Consider the following 24,304-nt stretch of genomic DNA (forward strand, 5'->3'; position numbering starts at 1 on the left):
GAATCGACCCGCGCGTCGTGCTGCAAGGCGCGTCGGCGCTGCATGAGCGGCAGGAGCAGGCCCAGCCGGCGCAGCGCCAGGGCGCTTCCGCGACCGATGCCGGCGCGGTCTTTACCCGCAAGGTGCTCGGCAATATCGAGCGGACCTGGACGGGGATCTTCTCGACGCAGCTGCACGAGCAGTACGAGCCACCGAAACTCGTGATGTTCACGAACGTGACGCCGACGGCCTGCGGTACCGGGCAATCGGCGATGGGGCCGTTCTATTGTCCGGCCGACCGGAAGGTGTACATCGATCTCGGGTTCTACGACGAATTGCGCCGACGCTTCGGCGCGGGCGGCGATTTTGCGCAGGCGTATGTGATTGCGCACGAGGTTGGGCATCATGTCCAGAACCTGCTCGGCATTTCCGACAAGGTCGATGCCGCGCGCCGGCACGCAAGCGAGGCGCGTGCCAACCAGTTGTCGGTGCGGATGGAACTGCAGGCCGATTGCTTCGCCGGTGTGTGGGCGAATAATGCACAGCGCGCGAACCGGCAGCTCATCGAACCTGGCGATTTCGAAGAGGGATTGAAGGCGGCCGCCGCGATCGGCGACGATCGCCTGCAACAGCAAGGACAGGGTTATGTGGTGCCGGAGACATTCACGCACGGCACCAGCGAACAGCGGGTCTATTGGCTGCGCCGCGGGCTCGAATCGGGCGACCTGCGCGCGTGCGACACGTTTGCGTCGAAATGACGGCGGGCGGCCGACCTGCCGGCGCTTCCGTATCGATGTGTTTGGGGCCGGCGCGCGCCCGAAACCAAGGCGATCGGCGGCAGTACAATGCTCGAATCGCGCCCGCGGCCTGTCCATGACGGTTGGATCCGCCGGCGCGATGGGCATGGTTTGAGCAGGCGGACGCGCGGTATCCGAGGCAACGGCCGTAACCGGGTTCAATAGCCAAAAATCAGACAAGAGGCGCAGAGGTCGTGACGAGCAAGCATGTCGTTGCGGCGATCCCGGGCAGTGCATCGATGGGAGTGCATGATGTCAAGCGAGTGGAAGCGTCGCATCAGGCTGTTCATCCAGCGTTTCTGGCAACCGACGACCGCGTGCATGACCTGTATGCCGGGTAGCTGGGGCAACGTCGCCAGCACCGCCCACTGGATAGTTGCATTGCAGACGGGACTGCTTACCGGAATCCTGGCGGTGGCGCTGACATTTACGCCTGCGGCAAAGCTCTATGTACACCGATATGGCAATGCGCTGGCCGTCGGCGTCCTGACGATGCTGGGCGATGCCTATGCTCACGCGAATCACTTCCGCATCCCGTTTGGCGAGGCCGTGAGGACGGGGTTGATGTCAGGACTGCTGGCGCTTGCCGCCTCCTACCTCCTCGAAGACCGGGCCCGACGCCTTCGGGCGGTATGGGGACGGATTTTCGGGGAGCGGACGGCGAAGCGGGAATAGGGCTGAGGCGAATGTCGGCAGCGACGGGGGCTGTGTGGTTCGTCAAGCGTTAGGGGCTGACTTGGGGGGGAAATGGTTCCGCCGCGCAGCATGGCGAACAGGACGTCGCAGCGTCGCCGTGCCGGCGCAGTTGATGCAGAGTGAACGGGTTGGCCTGCAACAACGGTGGCCAGTCTCGGCATCCGTGTTACGGACGGCGTCGGGATAGACCGGCCAAACCTTGATCAGCGATCACCAGCCACTCATCAGACCCGGTGACAACACCTCCCCGGATCATGACCGCGATTGGGGCGGGAATCATGCTGGATCTGGCTGACCAAATCCCCGATTCTCTGGGGGAGGGCAGTAACTGGGGCGCGGGCGTCCAGAGACGGCAATCCGGCTCGCCGGAATCGGCGTAGCGCTCATAGGTATCCGAGTCCACATCAGATGCATGATGCCGAAGGCTGAGTCGACGCCGAACGCAGCAAGGAACTTGTCTGCGCGTAATGACCCAGCGATACCTGCAGAGAATAAGCGGCTATGGCAGTCAATCATCGGCGCCAATGTAGCCCAACCGTCGCGACCGGCCCAGACGAGGCACATATTCCTGAGGCGATTTGCTTCGGTGTGAACGATTTCGGCTCATGTGCTTATCGCGCAGCGGTCAGCCACTGCACACTCGCAATCGGCAGGACGCTAGCGCTTGCCTGTTTAAGTCTTCAAGAATATGGGAAGTGAGATGCGTTAGGTCGCGGCGACAAACCTGCAATAGTGGGCGGACACGATTCAAGCTTGAACCAGTTTCCCGGCGTTGGTCGCCGACCTTAAATCTCTCGGAGAAGGTCCGGGATGATAAGCAGGTAACGGTCCAAGTCGATAGCAATACCAAGGAGCAGGCCATGAAGGCCGATCTACCGCAGGCAGCGGTCCAAACATCGTTCAGGCGATGCAGAGCCATCAGGCCTTGAATCAGTTGCTAAGTGATGAGACGAGCCGAGGTTTGTTCCTGGACGTCGTGTACGACCTGCTGAAGAAGGATGGTGCCAGCGATTCGGGTAAGAAATTTGACCGAGCAGTACTCGGACATGCAGTTGTTGCCGCTCGTAGCGCCCGAACGAACCGCCCTGGCCCAAGGGTGCATACGTCCGCTAAGACTGTCTCCAGCTTGTCGCGCGACATCAAGGCAAAAGTAGGATGGTCGTTCGAGTTTGTTCGAAGATAGTCAGTTGCGGTGAAATGGCAGGAATGTCAGCGGGCCAAAGCCACCGAGCGGCGGCGTAGTGCGAAATTGATGAACTAAAATTAAAGATGCGGGGAAAATGAAATCAAATATGAATGACGCGAATGTAATTTGGGAGGCATTTCTCGCGCGCTGTCCGTTGGACAAGCTGGATGCCATCGTACTGGAGCAATACACGCAGGTCAAAGGTGACAGGGCTGAGCGACATTTGTTTGCCTGCTGGCTTGAAACAAGGATAAAGACATTGGGTCTATATGGGGGTATTGCGCTCGACTTTGTGCGGCGCAAGCAGCTTATTGAAAAAGTCTTTGAGATTATGTACTGTCGCGTCATCGGCGAGGATGGCCCGAATGGGTGGAGTGCGCGTGAATTTTCGTGGGTTTGAGACCTGAATCGCGCTCGATCATGACGCGAAATGTGACCGTCAATTCAGACCCGATGGGTTTAACCATCAAAAATTTTTGTTGCAGCTCTGCCAATTCCTATTCCTGGGCGTTCAATAAATCGATAAACAAACGCAGAAAGCAGGAACGATCCCGGCAGTGCTACGGCACACAGGATGGCAGATCTGACATTCCCATCTAGAGCGACTCGAGACGAGATGCCAAACAGTACTGATCCGGTAGATGCGATAAAGAAGCCGTGAAAGAGGTACATGCCGTACGATGCATCAGATAGGGAGTGGGAAGTTCGTCCGCCAAGAACAGTGTTTATGAGTCGAGGAATAGGCGACTTGGAGTCTCTGATAACCGTCAGCGCGTAGAGTAAGGCTGAAAGTACTGGGAGAGCCCAGATTTGGCCGTGATAGTTCGACGTTTGAGCAAATGGCAAAAATAATGCCAATGTGCCGATCAAAATATTCGTAGACCTCCTTGTGCCGAACGGAATCTCTCCGATGAGCATCCCAGTCAGAAAAAGGGAAAGTTTTAGCGGAAGAAATGCCGGTTCGGGAAATACGCCGGCAAGTGAATGGCTGGCAACGAGTGCCGCTGCAGATAGAATAATCGAAGCCATTAACGAGCCAATTTTCCGCATGAGTAGATAGATCAGCGGGAAAACGAGATAAAACTGCATCTCGAGGCCAAGGCTCCAATCAGGAAGCATTGTCGAAAATGTGTATTTCGGCATCACGCCGAAAGCGAACGTGACGTGTGCGAGTAAATTGTCGAATGTGTATCTGATCGTGGACGGATCGTAAACTCCGCCACTCCCCCAGAATTCTGGATTCAGGAGCTGAAGGGCCTTATAGCCGCCAAGGAATGGTGCAGAGGCAGCAACCGCGAGTCCGAGTGATAGATAATACGCGGGGGCGATCCGAAAGTATCTCCGGATATAGAATCTTAGCCACGAAGCGCGTTGAGTCATGGGCTCTACCGATTCTCGGCTCCGCGCGTTATACATCATCAAGAAGCCGGAGATCATCATGAAGAGATCAACGGCCAACTTTGGATCTGGTATAGACGTGAGAGTCCATCCTCCCCAAATCATGCAGTGAGCGACCACTACCCAGGTCGCGGCAACAGCTCGCAAGCCGTTCAGGTATGGGACGTCACTTTGCCTCTTCAACTCACTGCAAATCGAAGGGTGCAGTTTAGCATCCTCGATTTTTCTGATCGGCCGTTCGAAGGGCGGTTTTTTTTATGGGAATCGATGAAGGGCGAAGTTGTTGCGATTGCAGTGAAGGCTGCGCCAGCGGTAGATGGCAATTTCTGGTTGTTGCTCGAACCTGTCGCCGTCATTGTAATTTAGGTAATTTGGCTCAGAAGGGCGTTTTCGAGAACCAGTAGCTTTTTGGATCGGCGCTTGATTCGTTTGGCCGGCGCGCCAAAGAAGATGCCCCATGGCTCAAGATCCTTCGTCACAAGACTCAGTGCCCCAACAGACGATCCTTCGCCAATCGTGCATCCGGGCAGCACAACGGAGCCCGAGCCAACGATTACATGCCTCCCCAGAGCGATCGGTGCTTTCTTCACGTTCAGGAACTCGCGAGGGACGGTCGGGTTCGTGAGTGCATCTCCAGAATAATCGTCTGATGCGCTATAGAGCCGAACCCCTTGCGACAGACCGGCAAAATCCGAAATCTCGATGCCGCCCGCTCCCGCGATAAAAGTCATGCCGCCGATGTGGACATAGGAGCCGATGCGCACGTAACCGGTGTCAGCTGTAATTACCGTCGGCCCATCAATGCGAACGTTCGATCCCAGAGAGATGTTCTCGAGGCCAATGATCGTGCAGTTCTTGGCGACGCGCACATTGTGGCCGACAGAGGCAAATCCGAATTTGGGTAAGTCCTCTTCGGTCCAATACCCCTGATTGAATGGATTTTCCATCGGTGCTTCCTGATTTGGAGGGGGGATTATAGCGGCACATCAACGTCCGGGGCGGCGGGCCGGGTCAGAGGTGCGCCCAGCCCTGGATGCGGCCGACTAGAGCAGAGACTTCGTCATGATGACATGCGTCGACGTTCGTACCGGCACTTGGACTGGCGGATGTCAGTTCGGATTGCGCACTAGCCTGTTTCGCATCGCTTGCCGCGGAAGCTGCCACCGCTATCTAGCGAGGCACGCTACGCGTCGATGATACATACATCGAATTTCTGCTGCGCACGCATTGGGCGATCAAACGACGAACGCAGCCAATTCCGGTGTAGGGTCAGACTGGCGATGCATTTCTTCGATGTTCAAGCGCGAATCGCTCCGCGAGCCGAACAATTTGTCGAGCGAATGTGGGGGGAGTCAGATTCAAGAGGCGCAGAGGGCGCTCAGAAACGCGTGCTCAACGGGAGTGAAACTCACCGGGCAAGATCGTGGAGAAGCGAGGCAGCTCGGCCAAGTCTGTAGCGTAACGCCACACATGCTCAACGTGCACGAGCACAAAAATACTTTGGTGCCGACGGCGAGACTCGAACTCGCACAGCTTTCGCCACTACCCCCTCAAGATAGCGTGTCTACCAATTTCACCACGTCGGCACTGCAATGCAATTCGGGACGCACTGGACCCTGTATTGCGGACAACCCTGTCAGCCAAGGCTTGGGCATGCGTCCTGCAACATGCACCCAAAGGCTGTTTAGATAAGAACCCGCACGCCTCTCGGTGCTACTCCCTCGAGACAGCGCGTCTACCAATTTCGCCACCCGAGCAAGGGGACGCATTGTAACGGGTAATTTGTTTTTTTTAAAGGGCCGCATATCGAAAAATGTTGCGGCATGCGCGTCGATCCAGATCCGTCGTTGCGGCAGTCGATCGACCGGCGGGTTTGCTCCTCGCGGGCTGCTCGATGCGTATCGCGCCTTATCGGGAATCGCAACGCGAGTTCATGCGCCGCAATACCGGCGCATGAACTCACAGCACGCGACGCGTCGCTGTCAGGATCCGTCGCTCAACGACGGGTAGTCGATGTAGCCCGTTTCGCCGTCCGCATAGAACGTCGCCGGCACCGGCTGGTTCAGCGATGCCTTCGACGCGAAGCGGCGCGGCAGATCCGGGTTTGCGATGAACAGCTGCCCCCACGCAATCGCGTCGGCTTCGCCGCGAGCGAGCGCCTCCTCCGCCGTTTCCAGCGTGAACTTCTCGTTGGCGATCAGCGGTCCGCCGAACGCTTCCTTCAGGCGCGGACTCAGGTGATCGCCCGAATACGACTCCCGCGTGAAGATGAACGCGATCTTGCGGCGGCCGAGTTCACGCGCGACATAGCCGAATGTCGCGGCCGGATCGGAGTCGCCCATCGTGTGCGCGTCGCCGCGCGGCGCGAGGTGCACGCCGACGCGTCCCGCGCCCCAGACGTCGATTGTCGCGTCGACCACTTCGAGCAGCAGGCGCGCGCGATTCTCGATCGAGCCACCATAGGCGTCGGTGCGGTGATTGGTGCTGTCCTGCAGGAACTGGTCGAGCAGGTAGCCGTTCGCGCCGTGGATCTCGACACCGTCGAAGCCCGCGGCCTTCGCGTTTTCCGCACCCTGGCGGAACGCCGCGACGATGCCGGGAATCTCGTCCAGTTCGAGTGCGCGCGGGGTCACGAAAGGACGCTGCTGACGAACGAGGCTGACATGGCCCTGCGGGGCAATCGCGCTCGGCGCGACCGGCAGGTCGCCGTCGAGGAAGACCGGATCCGACACCCGGCCGACGTGCCACAGCTGTAGCAGGATGCGGCCGCCCGCGTCGTGCACCGCCTGCGTGACGCGCTTCCAGCCTTCGACCTGTTCGTCGGACCAGATGCCCGGCGTACCGGCGTAGCCGATGCCCTGCGGGGTCACGGAGGTCGCTTCGCTGATGATCAGGCCGGCGGACGCGCGTTCGGCGTAGTAGCGCGCCATCAGATCGTTCGGGACGCGGGTGTCGCCGGCGCGGGTGCGTGTGAGCGGGGCCATCACGATACGGTTCGGCAAGGTCAGTTCGCCGAGGGTGACGGGATCGAACAGAGTGGGCATGGCAAGGAACCTCTTCACGATAGGCGGGGCGAAGCCCGCATGGCCTGTGCGGCCGGGATGGCTACAGTTCGCGGCGCAGTGCGTCGAGAAATGCGTCGATGACGGCCTCGTTGCGCTTGAAGAACGCCCATTGGCCGATCCGGGTCGATGTCACGAGTCCCGCGCGCTGCAGTGTCGCCAGGTGCGCGGAGACGGTCGATTGCGACAGCCCGCAGCGCGCGTCGATCCGGCCCGCGCAGACGCCGTGGTCGTATGGCAGCGTCTGGTCGGGAAAGTGCGCGTCCGGCTCCCGGAGCCACGCGAGGATTTCCCGGCGAACCGGATTGGACAGCGCCTTGAGAATCGCGTCGATGTCGAGATGGGGCGGCATGAATGGTGTCGGTCAAGCGATGTGGATCGTCGATTGGCGAAGTTTATATCGGAATATCGCGATATATCGAAAGACACGGTTCGCGATGGGGGGATTGCCGAATATCCAGGCACGTCATGTCGTCAGTTCGACCAGGAAGTCCTGCCGCAACATCGTCAATTGCTTGTCGGCGAGTTTCGCTGGGCACACCGGTTTCTTCTTGGAATTTGGGAAGGGCACGCTTAGTCGGCCAACACTGCGACAGCCTTGATTTCCACGATGTAGCCGGCGGCACCACCCAGCATGTGTGCGCCCACAGCGGTCCATGCGGGCAAGGGATGCGTGTTGAGGTATCGGTCGCGCACTTCCATAAAGAGCGGAAGGTCGCGCATGTCCGTGTGAAACGTGGTGACATCGACGATGTCGGCAAGCGTGCCGCCGGCAGCTTCGAGCACTGCCTTCAGATTTTCGAAGGCTTGGACAATCTGCGCTTCGCGTTCTGCCACCAGCTTCATATTGGCATCACGGCCAATCTGGCCCGAGACGTATACCGTGTTCCCGACTTTCACCGCAGGGGCGTAGCGGATCTTCTCGTACACCGCTTCCATTCCTGTCGGAACAATGGCTTTGCGTTCGTTCATTGTGGCGTCTCCTGCTGTTCATTCTTCTGCGCTTCTAGCCGTTGTCGCCACCCGCGACAGGCAGCACGGCGCCGGTGATGTAACCTGCTTCGTCAGATGCGAGAAAGAGAATGGGTGCGATTTGCTCGTCGAGCGTTCCGTAACGCTTGAAGAAGGTCGATTCAGTGACCTGCTTCACCGCTTCGCCCATCCAAGTCTTCTCCTGCGCGCTGTCGCCGGCGGCGTTGCGGGGGACGCGTCGCGGAGGCGCTTCTGTCCCACCGGGTGCCGCTGCGACCACGCGGATATTCTTCTCGCCATACTCCATCGCGAGCGACTGAGTCATCGCGTTCACGCCCCCCTTCGCGGCAGAGTACGGTACGCGTCGGATGCCTCGCGTGGCGTTGGATGAGACGTTGACAATCGTTCCCCCACCTTGCGCGAGCATGTGCGGAAGCACCGCGTGGCAGGCGTACAGGGTGGGCATCAGCGAACGGCGAATTTCGGCATCAATCTGCGCCGGTTCGAATTCTGCGAAGGGCCGCATGCGGATCGCACCGCCAACTCCATTCACCAGAATGTCGATGCGACCAAATTTTTGTACGGCAAATTCAATTGCAGAGGCTGCGCCTTCGTACGTTTCAAGGTCTGCGACGAATCCGGCGGTGTCGGCGCCAGTCGCTTCGGCGGCGACCTCGGAGACAAAGTCGGCGCGGTCTACAAACACAACCTTCGCGCCTTCCTCGGCCGCGCGCAGCGCTACGCCACGACCGATGCCCTGCGCGGCTCCCGTGACGACCATCACTTTTCCGTCAAACCTTCGAGCGTTCATGAGTCACCGGTGCTGTGTTGGGAGTGAATTTTTCGTAGTGAAAGCTGTTTGGCTTCACGCCGTTGGCGTCGAAATGCTTGCGCACCGCGTCGACCATCGGCGGCGGGCCGCACAGATACACATCGACATCGCCGTCATTCAAACATTCTTTGGGCATGTGCTGCGTCACCCAGCCCTTGCGGGGATGATTTGATTCCGCATCTGCGACAACGGTGCTGAATGTAAAGTTCGGCAGCTTCTCCGCGTAGGCCTGGATGGCTTCCACCAGCACCAAATCAAGGTCTCGCGTCACGCCGTAGATGAGGTGCACCTTCTGCTGTGAGTTCGCGCGGACCAACACTTCGAGCATCGACAAGAATGGGGCTAAGCCCGTACCGCCGGCAAGGAAAAGCAACGGCCGTTCGACTGCCCGCAGATAGAAGACTCCCATCTGACCAGTCAACTCGACTTTGTTGCCCGGCTGCGCCGATTCGAGCCAGGTGCTCATCACGCCACCTGGAATCTTTTTAATCAGAAAGCTGATTCTCGATGCGCCTGGTGTCGACGAGAAAGAGTACGAACGATGCTGGCCGCTTCCGGGCACGTCGATATTGACGTACTGACCGGCCAGGAAAACCGGTGGAACGCCGTCCACGTCCAGCTCGAGCACGACGGCTGCATCTTTGTGTTGCTCGACTTTCGTGACCGTCGCTGCGAACCTGTTGTGCTCCGTTTTGCACGAGGCCGACGATGCCGGAACCGCAATGACGCAATCGCTCTGCGGCACCATCTGACAGGTAAGCACGAGGCCGCTCTCCTTTTCGTCTTCGGTCAGCGCATCCTCAATGTAGTCATCGCCCAAGTCGTAGCTGCCGCTCTCCGCACGGCACTTGCAAGTGCCGCATACGCCATCGGAGCAATCCATTGGCAGGTTAATCTTTGCGCGAAAAGCGGCATCGAGGACTTTCTCGCCCGCCTTGCATTCGACGAAGCGAGTCACGCCGTCTTCAAAGTTAAGTGCGATGTTGTAGCTGGACATGTTGCCTCCTACTTCCTTTCTCGTTCCGGCCGGCATCAGACGTGATAGACGTCGAGCACTTGTCGGATGTAGTCGTTCTTCAGCGCAATCTTCTTGCTGGAAATCAGCAGACGGTCATCGACTTTGCGAAACGTAACGTAGATGGTGCCGAAAAACTGGTCCGTCATCTTGTAACGATGATTCAGCGTGTTGAAGTTGTATCGGACGTCCACTTCGTTGTCGCGCTCGGCCAGCACTTCCACATTGGTCACGTTGTGGCTCGTGCGCGGTTCCGGCATCGACGCGCCGCTTCGTTCAGTCTTGATGCGGAACACGCGGTCTTCGAGCCCGCCGCGGTCCGGGTAATACATCAGCGAGATTTGGCTGTTGGGGTCCTCAGTCAGCCTATCGTCGTCGTCCCAGGCCGGCATCCAGTACGTCACGTCTTCGGTGTAGCACGCAAGCCACTCGTCCCACTGACGGTCATCGAGGAAGCGCGCTTCTTGATAGAGCGCACTGCAGATTTTGTGATATTCGAAGCTCATGCCGTCGCCTCCGCCTGTTCCTTTTGAAGGGCTTCGCGCATTACCTTCGCCCAATATTCGTGTTGAACAACGAAAAGGCCTTCGTCCTCGCTGCGCTCGCCCGAGATGAGCGGGTTCAGGCCCATGCCCTTCGCGTTCTCGTCCGGTCCATGGATCCACAGCGGCGCACCGCGCGACATGTCGTTCCACATCGACGTCGTGGGTCCGTAACCAGCTTGGCAGGCACGGAATTCCTCGAGGTCGTCGCTGGTACCCATGCCCGAGACGTTGAAGAAGTCTTCGTACTGGCGGATGCGAACGGCGCGGCTTTCTGCGCTTTCTCCCTTCGGGGCGAAGCAGAAAATGCTGACTTCAGTCTTGTCGACGCTGATGGGGCGAACCACGCGAATCTGGGTACTGAACTGGTCCATCAGGAACACGTTCGGATACAGGCACAGGTTGCGCGTTTGATTGACGATGTATTTGGCCTTATCTTCGCCGACACGCGCAGCAATTTCATCGCGATGTTGGTACACCGGCCGGACCTCGGGATTCATCGTTTTCGTCCACAGCAGAATGTGGCCGTGCTCAAAGCCATAGACACCGGCGACAGATTTGCTCCAGCTGTTTGCGTCGACTGCCTTGGTACCTTCGACCTTGCGCCGGCCCATCGTCGCAGCGTAGTTCCAGTGCACGGTGCTGACGTGGTAACCGTCGCATCCGTTTTCCATCTGCATCTTCCAGTTGCCGTCGTAGAGGTACGAGGAGTTGCCGCGCAACACTTCGAGACCCTGCGGCGCCTGGGAGACGATTTGGTCGATGATGACCTTTGTTTCGCCGAGGTGGTCCTCAAGCGGCACCACGTCGGCGTTGAGGCTGCCGAACAGGAACCCGCGATAGTTCTGGAAGCGTGCAACCTTCTTCAGGTCGTGCGAGCCCTGCTTGTTGAACTGCACCGGATACTCGGTGGTCTTTTCGTCCTTTACCTTCAGAAGCTTGCCGGCGTTCGAGAACGTCCAGCCGTGGAACGGGCAGGTGAAGCTGCCCTTGTTGCCGTGCTTGCGACGGCACAGCATCGCGCCTTTATGGGCGCACGCATTGATGACCGCGTGCAATTCACCGCTCTTGTCGCGCGTGATGACAATCGGCTGGCGACCGATGTACGTGGTGTAGTAATCGTTGTTGTTTGGGACCTGGCTTTCGTGCGCGAGGTATACCCAGTTGCTCTCGAAGATGTGCTTCATCTCGAGTTCGTACAGGTCGGCGTTCGTAAAGATGTCGCGGCGGCAACGGAAAACACCGTTTTCCTTGTCATCCTGAACGGCGTCGGCAAGCAATTCGTCCAGTTGGCGTGTTTTATCGATAGTTGCGGACATGAGTCGTCTCCCTATGCGGACTTCGCGATGAAGCCCTTTGCATCGGTTCAGATGTTCGTGCGGAGTGTTGCGGCTGGCGGACTCGCCAGCCGCCATGAGTAATTACGCCGTAGCTGACACGCGCGGGCGATTAACGAGCTGGTTGTCCTTGCCTTGAACCAGCGGAGTCAACTCGATGTTGAACTCGATCTCCTTGTAGGCGTCGGTTTTCATGCCAAGCGCGGCGCCGCCGGTCTTCTCGACCACATGCGGCACGAGTTCTTCGCGGGTCGCGTAAGCGAAGTCATCCCAAATCAGCGGGTCGCCTTCGATGTTGATTTGCGTTGTGAGCTTGCGCGTTTTGTCGCTGGTCACGAAAAAGTGCACGTGTGCAGGACGGTTGCCATGGCGGGCAATCGCGTTGAGCAATTGTTGCGTAGCGCCGTGCGGCGGGCAGCCATAGCCCACGGGCATGAGCGTGCGAAATTCGTATTTGCCGTCGGCCCCGGTCTTCACCGCACCCCGAAGGTTGAAGTCGTCTTGAGCGCCAGTCGGGTCGAAGTGCGAATAAAAGCCCTTCGAGTTCGCGTGCCAGCACTCGACGACTGCGCCTGCGACGGGCTTGCCGTCCGGGCCGGTGACTGTGCCGCGGATGACGAGCGGATCCGCGTCCTCGTCGGCGTTGAGGTCGATCTTGGCGGCGCCGTCACGCACAGGGGCACCTGCAACATACAGCGGACCTTCGATCGTGCGCGGCGTACCGCCGTGAATGTCGGCTTCACGGTCTGCCGCATCCATGCGAATGTCGAGATACTTCTCGAGGCCAAGGCCGGCCGCCAGAAGCGCGGCCTCACCGTCTTGACCCAGCTTGTTGAAGTAATTCACGCCGGCCCAAATCTCATCGGGCGTCATGTCGAGGTCATCGATGGCCTTGAACAGGTCGCTCAGCAAACGGTGAGTAATCTGCTTGGCGCGCTCGTTGCCGTCGTTGCTCCCGAGGTTGGCGGCGGCCCTAAGCAGATCCTGGACTTCCTTCGATTCGAACACTTTGACGCTCATGTCTGCTCCTGACTCTCTCTATTTTATGCGGGGGTTAACCCTTGTTTCGCGCTGTTTGCAATATGCTCTGGAGGTATAATCGCAGGCGAAACAAGGCATGAATCGGAGAATAGTGGCGTTAAGGAGCCCAGTCCAAGACTGATTTAGTATCGAGTTATATCGAGGAGGTATTGAGATGGAGTTGCGGCATCTTCGCTACTTCGTGGCCGTCGCCGAGGAGCGTAATTTCACGCGGGCAGCGCAGCGACTCCATATTGCGCAGCCGCCGCTGAGCCGACAAATTCAGCAACTCGAAGAGACGCTGGGCGTGCGACTGTTCGAACGCAACTCGCGGCCGCTTAAACTGACCGAGACGGGGAAGTTCTTCTATTCGCACGCCGTTCAGCTGATAGCGCAAACGAATGAGCTGGAATCCATGACGCGACGCGTCGGCAACATTGAGCGGAGCCTGTCAGTGGGTTTCGTCGGCTCGACGCTCTACGGGATGTTGCCGAAAATCATCCGGCGGTTTCGCGACGAGAACAAGACAGTCGAACTCAGCCTTCACGAGATGTCGACGATGGACCAGATTCGCGCACTCAAGGACGGGCGCATCGACGTCGGATTCGGGCGCATTCGCCATGAGGATGCCAACATCCATCGAGTCATCCTCCGCGAGGAGAAGATGATTGTCGCGCTTCCGGATGGTCATCCGCTTTCGGTTTCAAAGCCCGTGCTTGCGCTGCGAGACTTGGTTCACGAAACACTCATTATTTTCCCCAAGGCGCCCCGGCCCAGCTACGCGGATCAGGTTCTCGCGGCTTTCCAGGACCGGGCGCTCACGCCTAGCCGCATTTACGAAGTGCGTGAACTGCAGATTGCCTTGGGCCTTGTCGCGGCGGGTGAGGGGATATCGGTTGTTCCAAGCAGCGTATACGGCCTCAAGCGCGACGATGTGAGCTACAAGGAGTTGGATGATCCGACGCTTGTTTCGCCGATCATTATGAGCAAGCGGGCAATGGATGAGTCGCGCGACATCGCGGAGATGCTGGAGTTGATTTACCGCCTGTATGAGGAGGAGCGGATTCCCTACGTGCCACGCGCCGACAGAGGGCGGTAGGCTTCTCATACCTCGAGGGTATGACACTAGACGTCGATGGTCTTGGACAGCCGAATATTGCCCGCGCAATACTCTGGCAACTCACCCACTTTGCCATCCCAAGTATGAACGTCCAAATCACATCCGTCGAAGCGATTCTGGTCGACCTTCCGACCATTCGCGCGCATCAGCTGTCCATGGCGACGATGCAGCAACAAACCATGGTTATCATTCGCCTGCGCTCAAGTGATGGCATCGAGGGCATCGGCGAAGCCACGACCATCGGTGGCTTGTCTTATGGCGAGGAAAGTCCCGAAGGTATCAAGCTGACCATCGACACGTACCTGGCACCGGCGCTGGTCGGACAGGATGCGACCAACATTAACGCGGCCATGCTCAGGCTCAACAAGGTCGCGCGTGGTAACCGGTTCGCCAAATCGGGCATCGAAACGGCGTTGCTGGACGCACAGGGTAAACGCCTCGGCGTTCCTGTGTCTGCGCTGCTCGGTGGTGCGGTACGCAAGACTTTGCCGGTACTTTGGACGCTGGCGAGCGGCGATACCAACCGCGACATCGAAGAAGCTGAAACGCTTCTCGCTGAACGCCGCCACAACGTATTCAAGTTGAAGATTGGTCGTCGCAGCGTGCGGGACGACGTGGCGCACGTGTCCAAAATCAAAGCGGCACTGGGTGACCGGGCAAAGGTGACGGTTGACGTCAACCAGGCATGGAATGAAGTTGACGCAGCCTTGGGTATCGAAGCCCTGGAGGCTGCAGGTATCGACCTTATCGAGCAACCGACGCCGCGCGAACAGCGCGGGGCGCTTGCTCGCCTCGCGGCTCGCTTCATCGTTCCTATCATGGCCGATGAAGGAATCACGGGCCCCGAAGACGCACTCGAACTCGTGCGCGATGCGTGCGCCGATGTTTTCGCGCTGAAAATTGCAAAGTCCGGTGGCATCTACGGCATGATGCGCACGGCTGCCATCGCCGATGCAGCGGGCGTGTTGCTTTACGGCGGGACGATGCTCGAAGGGAGCATCGGCTCGATTGCTTCTGCACACGGCTTTAGCGCGCTTTCGCAACTGGCGTGGGGCACCGAGCTCTTCGGACCGCTGCTGCTTAAAGATGACATCGTGACGTCCCGTCCGCAGTATCGTGACTTCGACCTGCACCTTCCGGAAGGTCCGGGGCTTGGCCTGCAGATCGACGAAGAGAAGCTCGCATTCTATCGTCGCGACAAAAAGGCCTGAACGCCTCTCAAAAAAACATCGACATGACGCGCTTTCTCTCATGCGGAAGGCGTGTCCCCCATCAGGAGGAAACATGCTGTATCTCGTAAGAATGGATGTGCATCTGCCGCACGACATGCCGGCGGCACTGGCTGACGAAATCAAAGCGCGTGAAAAAGCCTACTCGCAAGAACTGCAGCGAGCAGGAAAGTGGCAGCAGTTGCATCGCGTCGTGGGTGAGTACGCGAACTACAGCGTCTTCGATGTCGACTCACACGACGAACTGCACAGCATCTTGTCTGCATTGCCGTTGTTTCCGTATATGACGATGCAGGTGACGCCGCTTGCCCGCCATCCGTCGTCAATTCGCTGAGGACGCACGCCGCTTCATGAGCCAGGACACGAATGGGACGTTGAATTCAGTTGTGCCCAAGGGCGCTTGGTCTGTATCCGCGGTTACGGCGGGATTACTCGCCGTCATCATCTCGTACGCCGGTCCGCTCGCTATCTTCTTTCAGGCGGCGCATACCGCTCACGTCGGGAACGACGTGCTGGCCTCCTGGGTATGGTCGATATCGATAGGCGCGGCAATATCCGGACTGATGCTGAGCTGGTGGCTGAAGCAGCCCATCATCACGGCGTGGTCCGCGCCCGGAACGGCATTGCTCGTGACGCTCTTTCCGGGCATGCCCGTGAGCGACGCCATTGGAGCCTACATTGTCGCCGGCGCCTGCATCCTTGCATTCGGCGTCTCGGGACTCTTCGACCAGATTACAAAGCGCATTCCCCAAGGAATTGCCTGTGGGATGATGGCGGGAATCCTCTTCCAGTTTGGCACCAACGTGTTCAAGTCGGTGGCCATCAATCCATGGCTCGCATTCGGCATGCTCGGTAGCTATCTGGTTGCCCGTCGCTGGGCAGCGCGCTACTGTCTGATTCTCGTGCTTGCATTCGGATGCTTGCTCGCCATGGCGCTCGGTTTGACGCACTTCGACACCGTTAGCCTGCGAGTGACCCACCCGGTATTTACGCGACCTACTTGGAACTGGCAATCGACCATTAGTCTGGCCGTGCCGCTTGTCATCGTGAGCCTGACAGGACAGTTCCTGCCCGGTTTCGCCATCTTACGGGTATCCGGCTATGAGACACCAAGTCGGCCCGTGCTGGTTGGAACCGGGCTCGCATCGATTATGGTTGCTTTTACCGGTGGCATAACGATCGTTATCGCGGCGATTACGGCGGCACTTTGCACCGGCACGGATTCGCATCGCGACCCTCATCGTCGATACATTGCAGGTATCGCGAATGGGCTCTTCTACCTGATTGGCGGAACGTTCGCGGGAACAGTGGTCATGTTGTTCGCCGCACTCCCCAACGCTTTCGTGGCCGTTCTGGCTGGGCTGGCTTTATTGGGCGCAATCGCCACGAATATTGTGGGGTTGGTACAGGACGAAGCTCATCGAGAAGCATCGTTCATCACATTCATCGCAACGGCCTCGAACATGAGTTTTATGGGACTAGGCTCGGCATTTTGGGGAATCGTCCTAGGGACTGCCGCACACCTCGTGCTGATAAGAACCGGTGAGAGGCGTTGACGGGAAGGCTACGACCAACAATTCGCGAGCTGCTTTGTGGCAGTCACATAGGTCGTCAATTCCACGACGAGGCGCGTTATCTCCGGTTCGGTTTCATCGAGTGCAGCTTTAACTCCCGCCAAATTCGAGCGTCACCCATGGACGTAGAGTTCAGAGCCGGTGAGTTACCCTGTCTTCCCTTTTCGTTGCTTCTCATCCCGTCCGGTCAACTGCCGTGCTGTCGGAACTGTCTCGAGGTTCGTTGATCGGACTTGTCCCTGCGTTCGAGTCGCGTCGTCTTCAAATGTGCTAACGCGCTTGGCGGCGCCACGATAGACCGAAAAGCTTGGCCATGCCGCAACGTGTACCTGCTCGTTTTGTGCGTACATCGCGTATTTGGTAAGCGGTTGGATGTGTTCGGCGCAGCAAAGCGCGCCCAGCCGCCCAATGGTCGTCTCGAACACTGCCAAATGGCTTCCGTCGCCCTCACCGTAGACGGTGCGTTCCGCGTGCGTCGGCTTGAGCTTTCTGCGAGTTGCAATCAACTGCCCATGGTCGTCGATGATTGCTTGTGCGATGTACAGAGCGCCGCCTGAGCGTTCAGAGAATCCCATCACCACGTGGATGTTGCTTGCAGCCGCCGCAGCTTTTAGCTTTTGAAATCGCTCATCGTCGACCGGCAGCGAATTTTCGAAATGCTGCCGCACAAATTTCATGCCCCAAGCGGGAGAGCCGAGCCATATCCACCACGGATATCCGGGAAGCCAGACCTCGGGGAAGGCAATGAGAAAAGCGCCCTTCGACGCTGCTGTCTCGATGAGGCGTAGTGCCTTGTCGATACCTTTATCGAGGTCCAGAAATTCTGGGCGCTGCTTGAACGGCGGCTACTCTGAAGTTCGACCTCACGTTGCGTTTCATGTTTGCCCCCTGACACGAGAGTGGTGTCATCCGAAATAACGAGATTGCAAAATCCGGGGCGGTTCAATCTGTGGCGGGCTCAACGAAATCTGTCGCGCCGACGCGACTTTCAGTCGAGCGGCTTGGCGCTTCATGCCGTTGATGTTGATTTGTCACGTCGTTGACGCAAAAGGGCTTCATGGGCGCAGGGCCTTGGGGCGATTTGCTGACGTTGTGCGCACAGGAGCTCGGCATCGCCGGGCTTGTTATTGGCGGCGCAGTCCGCGACGCACGAGCCATCATAGAAATGGGCTTTCTAATATTCGGTTACAGCAGGTACACCCGACAGACTTAATGGTTTCCTAGCATGGCGGCTGGCAGCACCGCTGCCGTGCTTCGGGGCATCCGCGCCGGATGTCGGCGTGTGCATGCCAGGCTAGTGCTGGAATGTGCCGAGCAAGTCCGTTTGCGCGATCACATGGCCCGTCATCGCCTTCTCCAGTGCGGCTTTGGTCGGCTTGTGCAGATCCGGCAGCACTGTGTCGAGCGCATAGAGCTTGTGGAAATAGCGGTGACGGCCAATGGGTGGGCACGGCCCGCCATACGTGGTGCGCCGGAAGTCGTTGGTGCCTGGCAGCGTGCCGGCGGGGAGTGCAGCCGCGGCAACGCCCTCCGGCAAACCGGCGGCCGTCGGCGGGATGTTGTAGAGCACCCAGTGAACCCATGTCATTCGTGGTGCGGCCGGGTCGGGCGCGTCGGGGTCGTCGACGATCAGCGCGAGGCTTTTCGCATGAGCGGGAACCCCGGACCATGCAAGCGGCGGCGACACGTCCGCGCCCTTGCAGGTGTAATGCGCGGGAATCTCGCCTCCTGCGTGGAAGGCTTGCGAGGTCAGGGTCAAGGCCATGCTGCGCTCCTCGGCGCCGGTCTGCGCCGCCAGTCCGGCGACGCAGGTCAGCAGGATCAGGATGAATGCTGTGGAACCGCGCATCGCGGATCCTCCATCGGGTGGGGCGGCGGTCGGTCGTGGCGGTGAGAGCGGTCCGATTTCCCGCTCGGCAGTGCGTCAGCCCACGCGTGTCCGGTCGCTGCAGCAACGGTCGGGGATGCTGAAAAGCTATTGCAGGCGGCCGGGAAATTCAATGATATGCGCTGGGGAGCGAGCCCCGTGCCTGTCGATCCGTTTGCGCTTGGGAGAGCCATGTCTGATGATGCGCAGGCGGGCGTCACTTTCTACAGGGACGTTGCTATGATCAAAAGACCGCGCGGCAGATAGAGCGGCGAAAGGAGTTCGTCATGTTCACGCCGAACGTGATGCGTCGAGTCCGCTTCTGTTCCCGACATGCGCTTTCACTGTCAACGAGCTGTTCTCGTTGCCGGTCTCGCATGAAGCACGTGGCATGGCGTATGCAGAGAGTCGATACGGATTGTCCGGCTCGACCGGCAGGGACGCGGCCGATATCCGCGAATTTCCGAATCCGTGCCCTGTCCGGGCGTTGTTCACGATACCGGAAGCGCTGCGCACAGTCGTGAAAATGGTCGGGCTGATCAACGGCGAGTGATCTTGTATGACACCGAAAATCCGGCGTGCCGCCTATTCAGTGCTGTGCCTGCTGACGCTGACGGCGGCCGCGTGGTTTGACTGCGCCGCCAACGCCCAGCAGGTGCCGCCCGTCGATGTGAGCGTGAGCGTGGAGCCGTCCTCCGGCTCGACGATCTATCACTATCGGGTCGTCAATGCGGGGACGGCTCCGATCGCCGCGCTGACGATCGGCTTCGACTACGGTCGCGGCATGCCGGAACTGGAAACCATGCCGCTCGGTGCGTCGCAAGACGAATTGCCCCGATCCTCGGCCGTATCGCCGCCGGGCTGGGATGTGGTGATGCATACGACGGAAGAATCGAGGTATGTCGATCTCGACTGGAGCGTAACAAGCCCCGATTTCTCGATCGCGCCGGGCGGCAGCCTTGCGGGTTTCAGCGTGAAGGTGCCCGGCGGCGATCGAACCTACGTCACTTCGCACTGGACGGTTTCGTTGAACGGAGGCGATGAGGTTGCGTATTCGGCGCCATTGACGCTTGAGCGTTCCGGACGTCATTGATCGGGCGGCCGTGCCCGATCCATGGACGTCCGCCTGCGGCGCCGGCTAGGCCGGCGTCAGCGCGTCGCGATACGTCGCGATCGTCTCCCGCACGATCGGCAGCGCCCGCTGCGCGGCCTCGCCGGCCGGGTCGTCGAGCGCCGCCAGCAGCGCGCGGCGCATCCGCGGCGCCCAGAAGCGCCGGAGATGATCCGCGATGCCGGCCTGCGCCTCCGCGCGATCCGGCATCGACGCAAAGAAGGTGCCGATCTGGTTCGCCATGTCGATCAGGTGTCCGCTGTCCATCGTGTCCTCACTTGCCCGCCGTCATCGCCGCCGCCGCACGCTGCTCGAGCAGCGCGAGCTGCTCGGCGCTGAAGCGCGCATACGCCTGCTGCCAGTCGGACGGCTGCGCCACCGGCAGCACCTGCACCGCGGTCACCTTGTATTCCGGGCAGTTCGTCGCCCAGTCGGAACTGTCGGTCGTGATCACGTTCGCCCCCGATTCCGGGAAGTGGAACGTCGTGTACACCACGCCCGGCTGCATCCGCTCGCTCACCCGCGCGCGCAGCACCGTCTGCCCGGCGCGCGACGCGATGCCGACCCAGTCGCCGTCCCGGACGCCGCGCTCCTGCGCATCGTGCGGATGGATCTCGAGCCGATCCTCGTGATGCCACTGCACGTTGGCGGTGCGGCGCGTCTGCGCGCCGACGTTGTATTGCGACAGGATCCGCCCCGTCGTCAGGATCAGCGGATAGCGCGGCGTCACCTTCTCCGGCGACGCCACGAACTGCGTGATGACGAACTTGCCCTGGCCGCGCACGAACGACTCGATATGCATCGTCGGCGTGCCTTCCGGCGCCTGCGCGTTGCACGGCCACTGGATGCTGCCGAGCGCGTCGAGCTTCGCGTACGACACGCCGGCGAAGGTCGGCGTGAGCCGCGCGATCTCGTCCATGATCGCCGACGGATGCGCGTAGTCCATCTCGTAGCCGAGCGCGCGCGCGAGCATCAGCGTCACTTCCCAGTCGGCGTAGCCGGCCAGCGGCGGCATCACCCGGCGCACGCGCGAGATGCGGCGCTCCGCGTTCGTGAAGGTGCCGTCCTTCTCGAGGAACGACGCGCCCGGCAGGAACACGTGCGCGTACTTCGCGGTCTCGTTCAGGAAGAGGTCCTGCACCACGATGCATTCCATCGACGACAGCGCCGCCGCGACATGCTGCGTGTCCGGATCCGACTGCACGATGTCCTCGCCCTGGCAGTACAGCCCCTTGAAGCTGCCGTCGAGCGCCGCGTCGAACATGTTCGGGATGCGCAGCCCCGGCTCGGGCTGCAGCGTGGCCGACCATGCCGCCTCGAACAGCGCGCGCACCGCCGCGTCGCCGATGTGCCGGTAGCCGGGCAGCTCGTGCGGGAACGAACCCATGTCGCACGAGCCCTGCACGTTGTTCTGGCCGCGCAGCGGATTCACGCCGACGCCTTCGCGGCCGATGTTGCCGGTCGCCATCGCCAGGTTGGCGATGCCCATCACCGTCGTCGAGCCCTGCGCGTGCTCGGTCACGCCGAGGCCGTAGTAGATCGCCGCATTGCCGCCCGTCGCATAGAGCCGCGCGGCGGCGCGCACCTGCCCGGCCGGCACGCCGGTGAGCGCGGCGGTGGCTTCCGGCGACTGCTCGGCGCGCGCCACGAAGTCGCGCCATTGCTCGAACGCGCGCGTCTCGCAGCGCTCGGCGATGAAGGCGTCGTTCAGCAGGCCCTCGGTGACGATCACGTGCGCGAGCGCATTGACGATCGCGACGTTGGTGCCGGGGCGCAGCTGCAGATGATGGGTGGCTTTCACGTGCGGGCCGTCGACCACGTCGATGCGGCGCGGATCGATCACGATCAGCTGCGCGCCTTCGCGCACGCGGCGCTTCAGCCGCGAGCCGAACACCGGATGCCCGTCGGTCGGGTTCGCGCCGATCACGACGATCACGTCGGCCTGGCCGACCGACGCGAAGGTCTGCGTGCCGGCCGATTCGCCGAGCGTCGTCTTGAGGCCGTAACCGGTCGGCGAATGGCACACGCGGGCGCAGGTGTCGACGTTGTTGTTGCCGAACGCCGCGCGCACCAGCTTTTGCACCAGATAGGTTTCCTCGTTGGTGCAGCGCGACGACGTGATGCCGCCGATCGCGTCGCGGCCGTAGGTCGCCTGCAGCCGGCGGAACTGCGTCGCCGCGTAGGTGAGCGCCTCGTCCCAGCTCACTTCGCGCCACGGATCGGTGATCTTCTCGCGGATCATCGGCTTCGTGATGCGGTCCCGGTGCGTCGCATAGCCCCACGCGAAGCGGCCCTTCACGCAGGCGTGGCCTTCGTTCGCGAGGCCGTTCTTGTGCGGCGTCATCCGCACCACCTGCGTGCCCTTCATCTCCGCCTTGAGCGCGCAGCCGACCCCGCAGTACGCGCAGGTCGTGACGACCGCGTGCTCGGGCTGGCCGAGCTGCACGACCGATTTTTCCTGCAGCGTCGCGGTCGGGCAGGCCGCCACGCAGGCGCCGCACGACACGCATTCCGACGCCATGAACGTTTCGCTTTCGCCCGCCGCGACGCGCGACGCGAAGCCGCGCCCGGCGATCGTCAGCGCGAACGTGCCCTGGGTTTCCTCGCACGCGCGCACGCAGCGGTTGCAGACGATGCACTTCGACGCGTCGTACGTGAAGTACGGATTCGACTCGTCTTTGGCGTCGCGCAGGTGGTTGGCGCCGTCGAAGCCGTAGCGCACTTCGCGCAGGCCGACCACGCCCGCCATGTCCTGCAGCTCGCAGTCGCCGTTGGCGGGGCAGGTCAGGCAGTCGAGCGGGTGATCGGAGATGTACAGCTCCATCACGTTGCGGCGCAGCGCCTGCAGCCGGTCGGATTGCGTGCGGACCTTCATGCCGGCCTCGGCGGGCGTCGTGCACGACGCCGGATAGCCGCGCCGGCCTTCGATCTCGACGAGGCACAGGCGGCACGAGCCGAACGGCTCGAGCGAATCGGTCGCGCAGAGCTTCGGCACGTTGACGCCGGCCTCGATCGCGGCGCGCATCACCGAGGTGCCGGCCGGCACCGTCACCGGCTGGCCGTCGATCTCGAGCGTGACGTCGGTGTCGGCATGCCGCCGCGGCGTGCCGTAGTCGGTGTCGTCGAACGGATCGCGGGCGCGCGCCTGCGCGGCGCCCTGGCAGGCGCACTGGCCCGAGCCGCAGCCGCCGGACGGGGAGGGAAACGTGTCGAGGGACATGCAGGGCTCCTTCGTGGTCAGGCCGCGGCCTTGGCGGGCCCCGCCGCGGCGGACGTGCCGGCGGCGAGCCCGAAGTCTTCGGGGAAATGGTCGAGGGCGGACAGCACCGGGTAGGGCGTCATCCCGCCCATCGCGCACAGCGAGCCGGCCAGCATCGTGTCGCACAGGTCGCGCAGCAGCGTGACCTGGCGCGCGGAGGTGTCGCCGCGGCGGATCCGCGCGATCGTCTCGGCGCCGCGCGTCGAGCCGATCCGGCACGGCGTGCACTTGCCGCACGACTCGATCGCGCAGAACTGCATCGCGTATTCGGCGAGCGCGGCGAGATTCGACGTGTCGTCGTGCAGCACGATGCCGCCGTGGCCGACCACCGCGCCGATCGCCGCGTAGGCCTCGTAGTCGAGCGGCACGTCCCATTGCGCGTCGGGCAGGTAGGTGCCGAGCGGGCCGCCGACCTGCGCGGCGCGCGCCGGCCGGCCGCTGGCGGTGCCGCCGCCGAATTCGAACAGCAGCTCGCGCAGCGTGACGCCGAACGCCAGCTCGACGAGGCCGCCGTGCCGGATGTTGCCGGCCAGCTGGAACGGCAGCGTGCCGCGCGAGCGGCCCATGCCGAAGTCGCGGTAGAACGCGGCGCCGCGCGCGAAGATCACCGGCGCGGTGGCCAGCGTGATCACGTTGTTGATCACGGTCGGCTGGCCGAACAGCCCGGCGATCGCCGGCAGCGGCGGCTTGGCGCGCACCACGCCGCGCTTGCCTTCGAGCGATTCGAGCAGCGCGGTTTCCTCGCCGCACACGTACGAGCCCGCGCCCCTGGCGACGTGCAGCTCGAACGCGTGCGCGGAGCCCAGCACGCGTGCGCCGAGCCAGCCGGCGTCGCGCGCGCGGGCGATCGCCGCCTCGAGCGTGGCGATCGCGTGCGGATACTCGCTGCGCACGTAGATATGGCCGATCGTCGCGCCGGTCGCGATGCCGGCGATGATCATCCCTTCGATCAGGCAGTACGGATCGCCTTCCATGAGCAGGCGGTCGGAGAACGTGCCGGAGTCGCCCTCGTCGGCATTGCAGACGATGTACTTCTGCGCGGCGCGCGCCTGGCGCACCGTGCGCCACTTGATGCCGGCCGGGAACGCGGCGCCGCCGCGGCCGCGCAGGCCGGACTCGATCAGCAGCTCGCAGGCGGCGTCGCCGTCGAGGGCGAGCGCGTTCCGCAGGCCGGCGAGGCCGCCATGCTGCAGGTAGTCGTCGATCGACAGCGGATCGGTCAGGCCGATGCGCGCGAAGGTGAGGCGCTGCTGGCGGGCGAGATAGGGGAGCGCGTCGACGAGGCCGACGCCGCGCGGATGGGCGCCG

At 61.2% G+C, this 24,304-nt stretch carries 23 protein-coding genes, 1 tRNA gene and 2 pseudogenes; 10 read left to right on the top strand and 16 right to left on the bottom strand.

Annotation, left to right across the window (positions count from 1 at the left end):
• The 3 genes from KH616_RS06885 to KH616_RS06895 form a co-directional block, all read left to right on the top strand.
• The coding region (locus tag KH616_RS06885) for a neutral zinc metallopeptidase (protein WP_292238130.1) at positions 1-737 on the top strand (737 nt) is incomplete at its 5' end.
• 291 nt (positions 738-1,028) lie between these two features.
• Positions 1,029-1,451, top strand: a complete 423-nt coding sequence (locus KH616_RS06890) for a hypothetical protein (RefSeq protein ID WP_292238163.1) — start codon at positions 1,029-1,031, stop codon at positions 1,449-1,451.
• 1,313 nt (positions 1,452-2,764) lie between these two features.
• A complete protein-coding gene (locus KH616_RS06895; RefSeq protein WP_292238131.1) occupies positions 2,765-3,058 on the top strand; it encodes a hypothetical protein in 294 nt (97 codons plus the stop codon).
• 59 nt (positions 3,059-3,117) lie between these two features.
• Here the strand turns inward: KH616_RS06895 and KH616_RS06900 are convergent, their stop codons facing one another.
• Positions 3,118-4,176 (bottom strand): acyltransferase, encoded by a 1,059-nt coding sequence (locus tag KH616_RS06900; RefSeq protein ID WP_292238133.1) that lies wholly within the window; start codon positions 4,174-4,176, stop codon positions 3,118-3,120.
• Here KH616_RS06900 and KH616_RS06905 point away from each other — a divergent pair.
• Entirely contained in the window at positions 4,165-4,422 is a 258-nt protein-coding gene (locus tag KH616_RS06905; protein WP_292238135.1) for a hypothetical protein, read from the top strand. The genes KH616_RS06900 and KH616_RS06905 overlap by 12 nt on opposite strands.
• Here KH616_RS06905 and KH616_RS06910 read toward each other — a convergent pair.
• The 10 genes from KH616_RS06910 to catA all read right to left on the bottom strand — a co-directional run bounded on the left by KH616_RS06910 (position 4,419) and on the right by catA (position 12,836).
• Complete coding sequence (locus tag KH616_RS06910) at positions 4,419-5,003, bottom strand: acyltransferase (RefSeq protein ID WP_292238136.1); 585 nt, start codon at positions 5,001-5,003, stop codon at positions 4,419-4,421. The genes KH616_RS06905 and KH616_RS06910 overlap by 4 nt on opposite strands.
• A gap of 554 nt (positions 5,004-5,557) precedes the next feature.
• Positions 5,558-5,642 (bottom strand) — tRNA-Leu (locus tag KH616_RS06915).
• 396 nt (positions 5,643-6,038) lie between these two features.
• The gene (locus tag KH616_RS06920) at positions 6,039-7,100 is read right to left on the bottom strand and encodes an alkene reductase (protein WP_292238137.1); all 1,062 of its coding nucleotides are present in this window, start codon (positions 7,098-7,100) and stop codon (positions 6,039-6,041) included.
• A gap of 61 nt (positions 7,101-7,161) precedes the next feature.
• Positions 7,162-7,470: a helix-turn-helix transcriptional regulator gene (locus KH616_RS06925; protein WP_292238138.1), complete on the bottom strand. Its 309-nt coding sequence runs from the start codon at positions 7,468-7,470 to the stop codon at positions 7,162-7,164.
• A 221-nt stretch (positions 7,471-7,691) separates the two neighbouring features.
• A complete protein-coding gene (locus tag KH616_RS06930; RefSeq protein WP_292238140.1) occupies positions 7,692-8,090 on the bottom strand; it encodes a RidA family protein in 399 nt (132 codons plus the stop codon).
• Between the two features lie 34 nt (positions 8,091-8,124).
• Positions 8,125-8,901 (bottom strand): benzoate diol dehydrogenase BenD, encoded by a 777-nt coding sequence (benD, locus tag KH616_RS06935; RefSeq protein ID WP_292238142.1) that lies wholly within the window; start codon positions 8,899-8,901, stop codon positions 8,125-8,127.
• Positions 8,882-9,919 carry a benzoate 1,2-dioxygenase electron transfer component BenC gene (gene benC / locus KH616_RS06940; protein WP_292238144.1) on the bottom strand — a complete coding sequence of 346 codons (1,038 nt, stop codon included), beginning with the start codon at positions 9,917-9,919 and terminating at the stop codon, positions 8,882-8,884. The genes benD and benC overlap by 20 nt, the downstream gene beginning before the upstream one ends.
• 35 nt (positions 9,920-9,954) lie before the next feature.
• Positions 9,955-10,443, bottom strand: a complete 489-nt coding sequence (benB, locus tag KH616_RS06945) for a benzoate 1,2-dioxygenase small subunit (RefSeq protein ID WP_292238146.1) — start codon at positions 10,441-10,443, stop codon at positions 9,955-9,957.
• Entirely contained in the window at positions 10,440-11,798 is a 1,359-nt protein-coding gene (locus KH616_RS06950; RefSeq protein ID WP_292238147.1) for a Rieske 2Fe-2S domain-containing protein, read from the bottom strand. The genes benB and KH616_RS06950 overlap by 4 nt, the downstream gene beginning before the upstream one ends.
• Positions 11,799-11,900: 102 nt before the next feature.
• The gene (gene catA, locus KH616_RS06955; protein WP_292238148.1) at positions 11,901-12,836 is read right to left on the bottom strand and encodes a catechol 1,2-dioxygenase; all 936 of its coding nucleotides are present in this window, start codon (positions 12,834-12,836) and stop codon (positions 11,901-11,903) included.
• Positions 12,837-13,011: 175 nt separating this feature from the next.
• Between catA and KH616_RS06960 the strand changes: the two genes are divergently transcribed.
• From KH616_RS06960 to KH616_RS06975, 4 genes are all read left to right on the top strand, one after another.
• The gene (locus KH616_RS06960; protein WP_292238150.1) at positions 13,012-13,935 is read left to right on the top strand and encodes a LysR family transcriptional regulator; all 924 of its coding nucleotides are present in this window, start codon (positions 13,012-13,014) and stop codon (positions 13,933-13,935) included.
• A gap of 104 nt (positions 13,936-14,039) precedes the next feature.
• Entirely contained in the window at positions 14,040-15,167 is a 1,128-nt protein-coding gene (locus tag KH616_RS06965; protein WP_292238167.1) for a muconate/chloromuconate family cycloisomerase, read from the top strand.
• Positions 15,168-15,240: 73 nt separating this feature from the next.
• A complete protein-coding gene (gene catC / locus KH616_RS06970; RefSeq protein ID WP_292238152.1) occupies positions 15,241-15,519 on the top strand; it encodes a muconolactone Delta-isomerase in 279 nt (92 codons plus the stop codon).
• Between the two features lie 16 nt (positions 15,520-15,535).
• Positions 15,536-16,741, top strand: a complete 1,206-nt coding sequence (locus KH616_RS06975; protein WP_292238154.1) for a benzoate/H(+) symporter BenE family transporter — start codon at positions 15,536-15,538, stop codon at positions 16,739-16,741.
• A 299-nt stretch (positions 16,742-17,040) separates the two neighbouring features.
• On the opposite strand, the pseudogene KH616_RS06980 reads toward KH616_RS06975, so the two are convergent.
• A pseudogene (locus KH616_RS06980) lies at positions 17,041-17,638 on the bottom strand (carbon-nitrogen hydrolase family protein); the annotation flags it as partial.
• A 169-nt stretch (positions 17,639-17,807) separates the two neighbouring features.
• On the opposite strand from KH616_RS06980, the pseudogene KH616_RS06985 reads away from it, so the two are divergent.
• Positions 17,808-17,972: pseudogene (locus tag KH616_RS06985) on the top strand (hypothetical protein); the annotation flags it as partial.
• Positions 17,973-18,053: 81 nt separating this feature from the next.
• On the opposite strand, the gene KH616_RS06990 reads toward KH616_RS06985, so the two are convergent.
• Positions 18,054-18,524, bottom strand: a complete 471-nt coding sequence (locus tag KH616_RS06990) for a YbhB/YbcL family Raf kinase inhibitor-like protein (RefSeq protein WP_292238168.1) — start codon at positions 18,522-18,524, stop codon at positions 18,054-18,056.
• Between the two features lie 661 nt (positions 18,525-19,185).
• On the opposite strand from KH616_RS06990, the gene KH616_RS06995 reads away from it, so the two are divergent.
• On the top strand, positions 19,186-19,719 hold the full coding sequence (locus KH616_RS06995) for a hypothetical protein (RefSeq protein WP_292238156.1): 534 nt from the start codon (positions 19,186-19,188) through the stop codon (positions 19,717-19,719).
• Positions 19,720-19,764: 45 nt separating this feature from the next.
• Here the strand turns inward: KH616_RS06995 and KH616_RS07000 are convergent, their stop codons facing one another.
• The 3 genes from KH616_RS07000 to KH616_RS07010 all read right to left on the bottom strand — a co-directional run.
• Positions 19,765-20,004, bottom strand: a complete 240-nt coding sequence (locus KH616_RS07000; protein WP_292238157.1) for a formate dehydrogenase subunit delta — start codon at positions 20,002-20,004, stop codon at positions 19,765-19,767.
• Between the two features lie 7 nt (positions 20,005-20,011).
• Positions 20,012-22,957: a formate dehydrogenase subunit alpha gene (gene fdhF / locus KH616_RS07005; protein ID WP_292238159.1), complete on the bottom strand. Its 2,946-nt coding sequence runs from the start codon at positions 22,955-22,957 to the stop codon at positions 20,012-20,014.
• 17 nt (positions 22,958-22,974) lie between these two features.
• Positions 22,975-24,304 (bottom strand): NADH-ubiquinone oxidoreductase-F iron-sulfur binding region domain-containing protein (locus KH616_RS07010; RefSeq protein ID WP_292238161.1); only part of this gene is annotated, 1,330 nt, incomplete at its 5' end.

It is taken from the genome of Burkholderia sp. (assembly GCF_018375725.1).
Lineage (GTDB): Bacteria > Pseudomonadota > Gammaproteobacteria > Burkholderiales > Burkholderiaceae > Burkholderia.